This window comes from Streptomyces sp. NPDC087428 (genome assembly GCF_044744085.1).
Taxonomy (GTDB): domain Bacteria; phylum Actinomycetota; class Actinomycetes; order Streptomycetales; family Streptomycetaceae; genus Streptomyces.
In genome coordinates this window covers 1-11,906 of record NZ_JBIUXR010000002.1, presented here as the reverse complement: position 1 = coordinate 11,906, position 11,906 = coordinate 1, and the positions used below count along the sequence as shown (strand labels likewise).

The 11,906-nt window shown below is 72.4% G+C and carries 10 protein-coding genes; 8 read left to right on the top strand and 2 right to left on the bottom strand.

The window, feature by feature from the left end; translation table 11 throughout:
* Nucleotide 1: 1 nt before the first annotated feature.
* Complete coding sequence (locus ACIO3R_RS03730; RefSeq protein ID WP_402103003.1) at nucleotides 2–670, bottom strand: TetR/AcrR family transcriptional regulator; 669 nt, start codon at nucleotides 668–670, stop codon at nucleotides 2–4.
* A gap of 125 nt (nucleotides 671–795) precedes the next feature.
* Between ACIO3R_RS03730 and ACIO3R_RS03725 the strand changes: the two genes are divergently transcribed.
* The 5 genes from ACIO3R_RS03725 to ACIO3R_RS03705 are packed head-to-tail and all read left to right on the top strand — an operon-like array spanning nucleotide 796 to nucleotide 5,814.
* Nucleotides 796–1,596, top strand: a complete 801-nt coding sequence (locus ACIO3R_RS03725) for an acetoacetate decarboxylase family protein (protein ID WP_363028335.1) — start codon at nucleotides 796–798, stop codon at nucleotides 1,594–1,596.
* The gene (locus ACIO3R_RS03720; protein ID WP_385038592.1) at nucleotides 1,593–2,477 is read left to right on the top strand and encodes an SDR family NAD(P)-dependent oxidoreductase; all 885 of its coding nucleotides are present in this window, start codon (nucleotides 1,593–1,595) and stop codon (nucleotides 2,475–2,477) included. The genes ACIO3R_RS03725 and ACIO3R_RS03720 overlap by 4 nt, the downstream gene beginning before the upstream one ends.
* Nucleotides 2,478–2,487: 10 nt before the next feature.
* Entirely contained in the window at nucleotides 2,488–3,768 is a 1,281-nt protein-coding gene (locus tag ACIO3R_RS03715; RefSeq protein WP_402102998.1) for an amidohydrolase family protein, read from the top strand.
* Nucleotides 3,769–3,827: 59 nt separating this feature from the next.
* On the top strand, nucleotides 3,828–5,075 hold the full coding sequence (locus ACIO3R_RS03710; RefSeq protein ID WP_402102995.1) for an amidohydrolase family protein: 1,248 nt from the start codon (nucleotides 3,828–3,830) through the stop codon (nucleotides 5,073–5,075).
* A gap of 25 nt (nucleotides 5,076–5,100) precedes the next feature.
* Nucleotides 5,101–5,814, top strand: coding sequence for a VIT family protein (locus ACIO3R_RS03705; RefSeq protein WP_385038600.1), 714 nt, complete (start codon nucleotides 5,101–5,103; stop codon nucleotides 5,812–5,814).
* 11 nt (nucleotides 5,815–5,825) lie between these two features.
* Here the strand turns inward: ACIO3R_RS03705 and ACIO3R_RS03700 are convergent, their stop codons facing one another.
* Nucleotides 5,826–8,918: an NACHT domain-containing protein gene (locus ACIO3R_RS03700; protein ID WP_402102992.1), complete on the bottom strand. Its 3,093-nt coding sequence runs from the start codon at nucleotides 8,916–8,918 to the stop codon at nucleotides 5,826–5,828.
* A 158-nt stretch (nucleotides 8,919–9,076) separates the two neighbouring features.
* Between ACIO3R_RS03700 and ACIO3R_RS03695 the strand changes: the two genes are divergently transcribed.
* From ACIO3R_RS03695 to ACIO3R_RS03685, 3 genes are read left to right on the top strand one after another with little or no spacing between them, the layout of a single operon-like run.
* Complete coding sequence (locus ACIO3R_RS03695) at nucleotides 9,077–9,973, top strand: sterol desaturase family protein (protein ID WP_402102990.1); 897 nt, start codon at nucleotides 9,077–9,079, stop codon at nucleotides 9,971–9,973.
* Nucleotides 9,970–10,674, top strand: coding sequence for a lysoplasmalogenase (locus ACIO3R_RS03690; RefSeq protein ID WP_402102987.1), 705 nt, complete (start codon nucleotides 9,970–9,972; stop codon nucleotides 10,672–10,674). Before ACIO3R_RS03695 ends, ACIO3R_RS03690 begins: the two co-directional genes overlap by 4 nt.
* 20 nt (nucleotides 10,675–10,694) lie before the next feature.
* Complete coding sequence (locus ACIO3R_RS03685; RefSeq protein WP_402102984.1) at nucleotides 10,695–11,738, top strand: zinc-dependent alcohol dehydrogenase family protein; 1,044 nt, start codon at nucleotides 10,695–10,697, stop codon at nucleotides 11,736–11,738.
* The last annotated feature ends 168 nt before the right edge of the window (nucleotides 11,739–11,906 follow it).

The following is an 11,906-nucleotide window of genomic DNA, read 5'->3' as shown; positions in this document are numbered from 1 at the left end:
CCTATTCGGCCGTCACCCCCGGGCCCTTTCCGGCCGATCGGCGCTCCCGCGCGGAGCCCGCCAGCAGCCCGTCCACCAGCGCCCGTACGGAGGCGGTGAACAGCCGGTCCGGGTCGGCGGGCCGGGCCAGCGCGCGGGCCAGCGCCGGATCGCCGCCGGCCGTCGACCCGCTCCACAGATCGCCCTCGGCCGGTGACTGGACGGGGGACCGCTCCCGGTTGCGCTCCACCAGCAGGAAGCCGACGGTGTGGAACTGCACCGCCCGGACCGCGGCCGCCGCCCGCGCGCCCCGGAGCCCGGCGGCGTGCACCTCGTGGACCAGCGCCCGCTGCGCCGGCAGGAACATCCGTTCCGTCAGTCCCCGTTCGTGGACCATCGCGATCAGATGCGGCCGGGCGCGCAGTTCGCGGCGCAGCCCGCGGGCCACGGAGACGATCCGGGCGGCAGGGGTCCGGCCGGTGGGGCGCAGGGTGCCCATCTCCTGGACGGTGCGCTCGACGAGGGCGTCCAGCAGCGACTCGCGGTTGCCGACGTGCCAGTAGATCGACGTGACGGCGGTGCCCAGTTCGGCGGCCAGTCTGCGCATGGTGAGGGTCTGCGGACCGTGCCGCCGCACCAGTGCGGCAGCGGTCGCGAGGACCTCCTCGCGGGTCAGCGCCGATCGCGCCACAGCTCCTCCAGATTCCAGAACTCCGTTACACGCACGCCTATTTACCCTTCATCTTCGTCGGTGTAACTGTGTTACAGAGCCCGGCGGAGGGCCGGGCCACGGACGACCGAGAAGGGTGGCACCGCATGGCACGGGTACGGTACGGCGCGCGCACCGAGGCCGAGATCGCGGCATCCCGCGAGGCCCGCTCCAGGCTCCCCGACATCTGGTCCACCGGCGTCACCGCCGTCTGGGAGAGCGACCCCGACGCGGTGGCGGCCGTCCTCCCGCCGCCGCTGAAACCCTCGGGGCGCCCGCTCGTCCGGGCGAGCATCAGCAAGGTCGACCTCCCCGGCTATCCGCTCGGCGCGGGCTCCGTCGCCGTCGCCGCCGTCCACGACGGCCACGAGGGCTGGTACCCGCTGGTCATGCCGATGACCCACGAACGGGCGCTGACCGGCGGCCGCGAGGTGTTCGGCGAACCGAAGAAGCTCGGTGAGGTGAGCGTCGAACGCGAGGGCCTCGTCGTGCGGGCCCGCCTGGTCCGCCACGGCATCGCGTTCGTCGAGATCCGCGGCGCGGTCGACGGCCCGCTCCCGCTGCCCGAACCGGTGACGAAGCTCGACTTCTACTTCAAGTTCCTGCCCGCCGTGGACGGCGAGGGCTTCGACTCCGGCCCCGTACTGATCCACTGCACCCGGCACGAGAAGGTCCGCAAGCTGGAGCGGATCACCGGTGACGTGGTGCTGCGCGAGTCGATGTACGACCCGGTCGCCGACCTCCCCGTCCGCAGACTGATCGGCCTCACCATCGGCGAGAAGACCAGCGACCAGCAGGGCAGGGCCGTGGAGCGGGTCAGCGCCGACGCGCTGCTGCCGTACGTCCACCAGCGCTACGACGATCCCCAGCAGATCCACGACGGACCGCCCGAGGGGAGCGTCCGATGAGGCTGGAGGAGGGCCAGACCGCCGTCGTCACCGGGGCCGCGAGCGGCATCGGCCTCGCCATGGCCCGCCGGTTCGCGGCCGAGGGGCTGAACGTCGTGCTCGCCGACGTGGAGGAGGACGCGCTCGGCAGGGCCGCCGCCGGACTGCGCGAGGACGGCGCACGGGTGCTGGCCCGGCCCGTCGACGTCAGCGAACGCGACTCCGTACGGGAACTGGCAGAGGCCGCCTACGACGCCTTCGGCGCCGTGCACGTGCTGTGCAACAACGCCGGCGTCGGATCGGGCGCGGAGGGCCGGATGTGGGAGCACGAGCCGAACGACTGGAAGTGGGCCTTCGCGGTCAACGTGTGGGGTGTCTTCCACGGCATCCAGGCCTTCGTGCCGCGCATGCTCGCGGGCGGCGCCCCCGGCCACGTCGTCAACACCTCGTCCGGCGACGGCGGGATCGCCCCGCTGCCCACCGCCTCCGTGTACGCGGTCACCAAGTCCGCCGTCGTCACCATGACCGAATCGCTCTACGCACACCTGCGGGCGGAGGACGCGGCGGTCGGCGCCTCTGTCCTCTTCCCCGGCCCGCACATGCTCCGCACCGGACTGTGGGAGTCGCACCGCAACCGCCCCGAGCGGTACGCGAAGGAGCGCCCGCGCCGGACCCCGTACCGCAGCCTCGGCCAGTGGGAGGCGGCGATGAGAGCGGCGGGCCACGACGTGGAGTTCACCCCGGTGGAGGAGGTCGCGCAGACCGTCGTGGACGGCATCCTCGCCGGCCGCTTCTGGATGCTGCCGGACAGCGAGCACAGCGACCGGCAGATCCGCGCCAGGTCGCAGTCGATGCTCGACCGGGCCAACCCGTCGTACCTGGAGAAGTTCGTACTCGACTGAGGAGTGAGCGATGACCGACGACGACCCGTACCTGATCATCTCCTCCGACTGCCACGCCGGACTGCCCACCGAGGAGTACCGGCCCTACCTCGACAGCCGCTTCCACCGGGAGTTCGACGACTTCCTCGCCGGCCGCGACCGCCGCCGCGAGGAGATGACCCGCCTCGGGGTCCGCAACGAGGCCTTCGCCGACAAGTGGTTCCAGGACAACGAGGAGGGCCTCAGGGGCGGCTGGGACGTCACCCAGCGGCTCAAGGAGCTCGACGGCGACGGGGTGGCGGCCGAGGTCGTCTTCCCCGACGCGGACGCCGTCGACAGCCGCACCGCCGCCCCCTTCGGCGTCGGCCTCGGCCTCTCCGGCGACCAGGACCCGGACCTGGGCATGGCCGGCGCGCAGGCCCACAACCGCTGGCTCGCCGACTTCGTCTCGCAGCACCCCGAACGCCACTGCGGCGTCGCCCTGCTGCCCGTCACCGGTGAGACCGGCCGGGTCGTCGCCGAGATCCACCGGGCGAAGGAGTCCGGGCTCGGCGCCCTGATGATCCCCTCCATGTGGGTGGACAAGGCCCCCTACCACGACCGCCGGTACGACCCCGTCTGGGCGGCCGCCGCCGAGACCGGGATGCCGATCGTCACCCACTCGGGCGCGGCGCCCCGCCACGAGTACGGCGACCACCTCGGGATCTACGTCTCCGAGGTCACCTGGTGGCCGTCGCGCCCGCTCTGGTTCCTCCTCTGGTCGGGCGCCTTCGAACGCCACCCCGGGCTCAGGTTCGGCGTCGCCGAGTCCGGCTGCTGGTGGCTGCCCAACCTGCTCTGGTTCATGGACCGCCTCTACCTCGGCGCCCACGGCGGCAAGAAGCTCTCCCCGTTCGCCGAACTGAAGCGCCCGCCGCACGAGTACCTCGACCGCCAGGTGTTCATCTGCGCCACCAACACCAAACGCCGCGAGCTCGCCCAGCGGTACGAGATCGGCGTCGACAACATCCTCTGGGGCAGCGACTTCCCGCACCCCGAGGGCACCTGGCCGAACACCGCGAACTGGCTGCGCGACACCTTCCACGACATCCCCGTCGCCGAGACCCGCCGGATGCTGGGCCTGGCCGCCGCCGAGGTCTTCGGCTTCGACACGGACAAGCTCGCACCCGTAGCCGCCCGCATCGGTCCCACCCCCGCCGATCTGGGCCAGAGCGCCGACCAGAGCGCGGTCGAGGCCTCCTGGGCCCGCTCGCGCGAGGTCGGCAGGCACTGGCTGACGGAGCACGACTTCCCGGTCCTGGGGACGTCATGACGGGCCCCGAGGGCGCGGTGACGGGTTCAGAGGGCCCCACGACGGGTCCTGAGCGTGCGATGTCAGGTACTGAGGGCTCCGTGGCGGACCGCTACACCGTCATCTCCGCCGACTGCCACGCCGGCGCCGACCTCCTCGACTACCGGCCGTACCTGGAGTCGGAGCACCACGACGACTTCGACGCCTGGGCGGCCACCTACGTCAACCCGTACGAGGACCTGGTGGCCGACACCGCCGACCGCAACTGGAACTCGGACCGCAGGCTCGCCGACCAGGAGGCGGACGGCATCGTCGCCGAGGTCGTCTTCCCCAACACCATCCCGCCCTTCTTCCCCTCCGCCTCCCTGATGGCACCCGCACCCTCCCGGGCGGAGTATGAACAGCGCTGGGCCGGGCTGCGCGCCCACAACCGCTGGCTCGCCGACTTCTGCGCGGCCGCGCCCGGCCGGCGCGCGGGCGTCGCGCAGATCCTCCTCAACGACCCGGAGGAGGCGGCCCGCGAGGTCCGCCGCACCAAGGAGGCCGGACTCACCGGCGGCATCCTGCTGCCCGGCGCCCCACCCGGCTCCGGCGTTCCGGAGCTGCACTCCCCGGCGTACGACCCGCTCTGGGCGGTCTGCGCCGAGCTGGACGTACCGGTCAACCACCACGGCGGCTCCGCGTCCCCGCCGCTGGGCGACGAACCGGCGGCCCGCGCCGTCTTCATGGTGGAGACCACCTGGTTCTCGCACCGGGCCCTGTGGCACCTGATCTTCGGCGGAGCGTTCCGCCGTCACCCCGGGCTGAGGCTCGTCCTCACCGAACAGGGCTCCGGCTGGATCCCGGGCATCATGGAGATGCTCGACTACTACCACGGCCGACTGGTCGCGTCGGCCTCCCGCGCGGCCACGGCGGAGTCGAAGTTCGGCGCGGGGCTGGCCGGTTCGATGGGCGCGAGCCCCAGCGAGGTATGGCGCGAGAACTGCTACGTGGGCGCCAGCTTCATGCGCCCCCACGAGGTACCGCTGCGCGACCGGATCGGCCTCGACAAGATCATGTGGGGCAGCGACTACCCGCACGACGAGGGCACCGCCCCGTACTCACGCGAAGGCCTGCGGATCGCGTACGCCGGGCTGCCGCCCGCCGAGGTCGCCGCCATGACCGGCGGCAACGCCGCCCGCGTCTACGGATTCGACCTGGCGGCCCTGGACCGGATCGCCGCCCGCGTCGGCCCGACGGTCCAGGAGATCGCGGAACCCCTGAAGGAGGTCCCCGCGGGCGCGACCAGTCCCGCGTTCGCCCGGGGCGGGTCGGTACGCGTCTGGTGACACCACGAGGTGAGACCATCCCCGGATGAGCGATCCCCAGGCGCACCACGAACCGCACAGCACGGGCATGGGAGCACGGCTGAACTGGCTGCGCGCCGCCGTGCTCGGGGCCAACGACGGTGTGGTCTCCACCGCCGGTCTCGTCGTCGGCGTCGCCGGGGCCACCGACGACCGCGGCACCCTGCTGACCGCCGGCCTGGCCGGGCTGCTGGCCGGGTCCATGTCGATGGCCGCGGGCGAGTACGTGTCGGTCTCCACCCAGCGCGACTCGGAGAAGGCCGCACTCGCCACGGAGAAGCGCGAGCTCCAGGAGATGCCGGAGGCGGAACTCGCCGAACTCACCGGACTGCTGGAGGGCAAGGGGCTGAGCCACGAGGTCGCCCGCGAGGCCGCTGTCCAGCTCACCGAACGCGACGCGCTGCGCGCCCACGCGGAGGTCGAGCTGGGCATCGACCCGGACGACCTGACGAACCCCTGGCACGCCGCGGGCGCGAGCTTCCTCGCGTTCACGGTGGGCGCGCTGCTGCCCCTGCTGGCGATTGTGCTGCCCCCGATCTCGCTGCGGCTGCTGGTGACCGTGCTCTCGGTGCTCGCCGCACTGGCCCTGACGGGCTGGTGGAGCGCCCGGCTGGGCGAGGCGGCGGTGGGCCCGGCGGTGCTGCGGAACATGGGCGGGGGAGCGCTGGCGATGGCGGTGACGTACGCGGCGGGGGAGTTGCTGGGGGCGGCGGGAGTCTAAGGCCTGTCCCGTCAGCGGAGGCGGATGATCCGGTCGGGCGGGAAGAGGTCGGTGCCGATGGCCAGGGTGCCGCCCAGCAGAGTGACAGTGAGGCGTTCGACGCCGGCCAGTGGGCTCAGATCAATCGGAGGAGAGTCCAGGGCGCAGTGGCTCAGCCTGAGCGAGGTGAGCTGGGGCAGTTCGCGCAGGGGAGCCAGATCGGCGACGGTCCCGCAGCGGAACAGGAAGAGCCGCTCCAGCCCCGTGAGGACAGGAATCGTCCGGGGGTCGAAGTGATCGACCTCGTGTACACCCAGCCCCCTGAGCCTGGAGAGGGACGGGTGCCGTTCCAGCTCGCGCAGCTGAGTCCGGCCCCCGACCGTGAGCGAGGCCAGGCGTGGCCAGCGCTCGATGCCGTCGAGGCTCAGATACCGGGTCTGCCGGGATAACCCGAGGTTGACGAGCTGAGGGCCGATGGGCAGTTCGCCCACGTTGTCGATGAGCAGGGGGTGCTGGGCCGTGAAGTCCCTGAGCCCCGTCATGTCGCGCAGCGGATCGAGGGACACACCGGGGTTGATGTCGTACAGCAGAAGGCTCGTCAGCCCGGGGCCGGCCAGCGGGCTGAGGTCTTGTACCCGCGGACAGCGACTGACCCCCACGTCGGTCAACGAGGGCATGGAGGCGAGGAGGGACAGGTCCCGGAGCGCGTAGTTGTCGTACAGGAAGAGCGCTTCCGGAGCGTCCAGCTGGAGCAGGGGGCCGAGATCGGAGTGGTCACCGCTCACGTGGATCCGTCGGGCCCCGCGCAGGTGACGCAGAGCTCCGAGCTGATCGGCTCTGCGTACGTACAGATACGAGGTGTCCCAGGAATGGGCGGAGAGTACCTCCCGGGCGTACTCCTCGGCCGCGAAGGCGCTCCAGCCCTGGGCCAGTTGACGGGAGACCTCCGGACGCTTGTCCTCTCGGAACCCGGCCATCACCTCGAACGCGGCGTCTCCCCCGATCAGTGACGCCGTCCGTACGATCGCGGCCGCGGTGCCCTCGCTCAGCGTGCCCGGCCGCGGAAGCAGTTCCAGTACCAGCTCGCCCGCCTTGGCGAGTTCGTCGGCGTCCTCCGGATACAGCGGCGGCAGGAGTTCCTCCGTCCGCATCTGGACCTCGGAGCGCATGTCGGGATGAAGCTCCGGCGCGTGGTCCAGGCTCGACGCCGCCAGCAGCACCAGGCGATTGCGGTGTTCCGGTTCCTCCTCGGAGCGTTGCAGCAACTTGTGCAGAATCAGCCGGCGTTCGTCCACCCGGGCATGCCCCACCGCCATCTGGACCACGTCGTCCCAGCCGTCGTCGTGCGCGTTGCGCACCAGGACACCGAAGTCGCGCGCTTCCACAGCGGCCTTCGCGCCCAGATAGTCGAGGAACGTCCTGTGCACGAAGTCGACGGCGCCCGGAGAGGGTTCGCGCAGGAGGCCGCTCCTGATCAGCAGATGCGAGAAGACCTGCTCCGCCGTCCCCCGGATCTGCGGCATCGCCTGCAGCCACTGCGTCACCCTTCCGATCGCCTCCTCGCGATCGGCCTGCAACTGACCGTTGCGGATCAGCCAGTACGCCAGCCGCTGGAGCAGGGCCGTCTGCTCCTCCCGGGTGAGGTCGACCCCCTCGACGTTCACGATCTCGCGTTCCGTGTCCCGACGTACCAGCAGCATGTCCAGCGCGGCGTCGTACAGCTCCTTGCGGGCGCGCGGCAGTTGCATCCGCCGGTCCCGGTTCAGGGCGCACAGCAGGGCGCACATCAGCGGGTTGGTCGCCAGCCGGCCGAGGTCCCGGCGCAGTCCGACCGCGCGGCGCAACGACTTCTCGTACACGTTCAGTTGCTCGCGCTCCTCCGGGCTCGGACACTCCAGCCGGGCCGCGTCGTGCCAGTGCCGGATGAACGCGCGGATGCCGTCCCGCTCCATCGGCAGCAGCGAGTGGGCGACGAACCCCTGCTGTCCGAGCCAGCCGTCGGGAACCGCGGACGGCCGGGTCGTCATCACGTAGCGGGCCTGCGGGTATGCCGTGATCAGGTCCTTGAGCCAGCGCTCCGTCCGGCTGCGCAGCCGCATCGGGACCTCGTCGACACCGTCGACCAGGACGAGGGCCCGGCCCTCGGACAGCAGCCTGTCCGCCCACCCGGCCGGTGCGGCGCCGTGCAGCGGGATGCCCGTCGCGCGCAGGAAGTCCTCCGGATCCGGCAGTTTCTCGTCCGACGTGAACGCGCGCAGCCGCAGGACGAACGGCACACAGCGGTTCCAGTCCGCCAGATCTCCGCCGAACGTCTGCCGGGCGGCATTCACCGCCAGCCACTGCACCAGGGTGCTTTTGCCGGAACCGGCCGGTCCGCGCAGCAGCAGCCGGTTGGTCTCCGCGAGAGCCTGCTCGGCCTTGACGACCAGCTGGTCCGGCACGGATCCCTCCCATCGCTGTGGGCCGGTCTCCTCGGAACTCACCGCCAGACTGATGTAAGCCGTCTCCAGCGGCCACTCGCCCGCAGACCGCCCCAGCGTCAGCCCGAACAGCCCCATCCGGCTGTGCGTCGCGGCCATGAACTCCGTGTACCGCCGCTCGAAGTCCAGCGCCGCCGCGTCCGGGCGCGGGCCGAGCCGGTCCCGTACGTCCTCCACCAGCTCCCGCGTCCGCCCGGCCTCGCGCACCTGCTCCACCGCCGTCCGTGCCATGAAGGACGGCTCGGCGGTCAGCTGCTCCACCACATGGGCGCAGCACCGGCCCAGGAGCTCCCCGTACAGCCCGGCCGCCCGCTCCGACAGCCCCGCCGGGGGCGCCGACAACCCGGCCGCCAGCCGCTCCGGATCGAGGTTCACGGCGAACAGCCGGTCCGCCGTCAGCGCGTCCGCCGCCGTGAAGGTGTCCTTGACCGCCTCCACGGCCGCCAGCCGTTCGTGCTCCGGGAGGCCGGCGTACGACGCCTCCAGCCGGCCGCCGAGCACCTTCGCCAGCCGGTCCGGCTTCGCCGGGCGGGGGAGCGGGCGCACCGGGTCCGGAACCAGGCCCGCGCCGGGCTTCGGTGCGAGCAGTGACCTGGCCACCGTGCCGAGCACCGTCGTCGCGAGCCGGACCAGTGCAACTTCCATACCCGCCACCGCAGTTCCTCCCCCGGTCGGACCCTGGTGGAGGGATCGTACGACGGCCTCGCTGTCAGAAGTCACCAAAGATTGCTGACAGCCCGTCTCGCATACTTGTTGGTAACAACGTCTGGTCGCGGGCCGACCTGCGGCTCTACGGTGCTGACATGCCGACGAACCTGCCCGATGTAGTGCTCTGGTCCATACCGGCCTTCGTCCTGCTCACCGTCCTGGAAATGGCGCTCCACCACTTCCACCCCGACGAGGAGGCCGCCGGTTACGAGGCGAAGGACGCCGCCACCAGCATCACCATGGGGCTGGGCAGCCTGGCCTTCGACCTGCTGTGGAAGGTGCCCATCGTCGCCGTCTACTCGGCGGTGTACGAGCTGACGCCGCTGCGCGTGCCCGTCCTGTGGTGGACCGTTCCGCTGATGCTGCTGGGGCAGGACTTCCTCTACTACTGGTCCCACCGGGGCCACCACGTCATCCGGATCCTCTGGGCCTGCCACGTGGTGCACCACTCCAGCCGGAAGTTCAACCTCTCCACCGCGCTGCGCCAGCCCTGGACCTCGCTGACCGTCTGGCCGTTCTACCTCCCGCTGATCGCCTGCGGTGTCCACCCGGCGGCGCTCGCCTTCTGCTCCTCGGCCAACCTCGTCTACCAGTTCTGGGTGCACACCGAACGCATCGACAAGCTGCCCCGGCCCTTCGAGTACGTGCTGAACACGCCCTCCCACCACCGGGTGCACCACGCCTCCCAGGGCGGCTACCTCGACCGGAACTTCGGCGGCATCCTGATCGTGTGGGACCGGTGGTTCGGCTCCTTCACGGCGGAGACGCAGCGGCCCGTGTTCGGGCTCACCAAGAACATCGACACGTTCAACCCGCTGCGGGTCGCCACCCACGAGTACGCCGCCATCGCCCGCGACGTACGCGCGGCGGGCAGCTGGGGCGAACGGGCCGGGCGGGTCTTCCGCGGGCCCGGCTGGCAGCCGCAGGGCCGGACGGCTAGCCCTGCCACCGCTGCCCCTGCCACCGCTCCCGCACGCGAGCGCACCGGATGAGCGCCGGGCTGACGAACGCCGGACCCTTCCCCGGCCGGCGGGAGCGTCTCGTACGCCCCCTGCTCATCGCCTTCCTCGCCGTCTGCGCCGCCGACCTCGTCGCGGTCCTCGCCGACAGCGGTACCGCGCACCTCGTCGCCAAGCCGCTGCTGATGCCGCTGCTGGCCGGGTACGCCGCCGCCCGGCGCGGGCCCCGGCTCCTGATCGCGGCACTGCTCTGCGGCTGGGTGGGTGACGTGTTCCTGCTGGCCGACGCCGACCTCGCCTTCCTCCTCGGGATGGGCGGCTTCGCCGCCGGGCACCTCTGCTACCTCACGCTCTTCGGACGGGCCCGCGGCGCCCTGCTGCCCGCGCTCCTGTACGCGGCCGCCCTGGCCGCCTTCACCGCCCTGATCTGGGGCGGGCTGCCGGCCGGGCTACGGCTCCCGCTGGTGGGCTACAGCCTGCTGCTCACCGCCATGGCCTGCCGGTCCGGCGTCCTCGGCCGGTACGTGGCCACCGGCGGCGCGCTCTTCCTGCTCTCCGACGCCCTGATCGCCACCGGCATCGCCGACCGGCCGCAACTGCCCGCACCCGACTTCTGGGTCATGCTCACCTACGTGGCGGCCCAGCTCCTGCTGACCCTCGGAGTGCTCGCCCCCGGTGCGCGACGGCCCGGTGCCGGCCCCGGGGCGTACCGTGGACGCGGTATCAGCATCTGAGATCGGCAAGGACCCCACGCATGCGCGCCACCGTCATCCACGCCCCCCACGACATCCGCGTGCAGGAGGTCCCGGACCCGGAGATCCAGCAGCCCACCGATGTGGTGCTCCGGGTCCTGCGGGCCTGCATCTGCGGCAGCGACCTGTGGGCCTACCGCGGTGAGTCCGCCCGCCAGCCCGGCCAGCGCATCGGCCACGAGTTCCTCGGTATCGTCGAGGAGGCCGGCTCCGGGGTCAACGGCTTCGCCGTCGGCGACCTGGTCGTCGCCCCCTTCGTCTGGTCCGACGGCACCTGCGCCTACTGCGCCGAGGGCCTCACCACCTCGTGCCCGCAGGGCGGCTTCTGGGGCTCGGTCGGCTCCGACGGCGGGCAGGGCGAGGCCGTACGCGTCCCCTTCGCCGACGGCACACTCGTCAAGCTGCCCTCCGCCGCGGCCTCCGACGACCGCCTGCTCACCGCGCTGCTGGCCCTCTCCGACGTCCTCGGCACCGGCCACCACGCGGCCGTCGGCGCCGGTGTGAAGCCCGGCACCACGGTCGCCGTCGTCGGTGACGGCGCCGTCGGCCTGTGCGGCGTCATGGCCGCCAAACGGCTCGGCGCCGAGCGGATCATCGCGCTCGGCCGCCACACCGCGCGCACCGACATCGCCCGCACCTTCGGCGCCACCGACGTGGTCGCCGAGCGCGGCGACGCGGCCGTCGCCGCCGTACGGGAACTGCTCGGCGGCGAGGGCGCCCACGCGGTGATCGAGGCCGTCGGCACCGAGCAGTCGATGCGCACGGCCGTCGGCATCACCCGCGACGGCGGCTCGATCGGCTACGTCGGCGTACCGCACGGCAGCGGCACCGGACTGGACCTCGGCGTGATGTTCGACCGGAACATCGCCCTGCGCGGCGGGGTCGCCCCCGTGCGCAGCTACATACCGGAGCTGCTCCCCGACGTCCTGTCCGGCACCATCGACCCGTCGCCCGTCTTCGACCTGGCCATCGGCCTCGACGAGGTCCCGGCCGGCTACCGGGCGATGGACGAGCGCACCGCGCTGAAGGTCCTCATCAAGCCGTGAGCCGGGCGGCCGGGCACTCCCGGCCGCCCGGCCCGGGTGGTGGGGGGGGCGGGGGGGTGGCCCCCCCCCCCCCCCCCCCCCCCGCCCCGGGGGGGCCGGGGGGGGCGGCCCCCCCCCCCCGCCGGGGTAACCCGTGGGGGGGTGGGCGCGCCCCGCGCACCCCGCGCC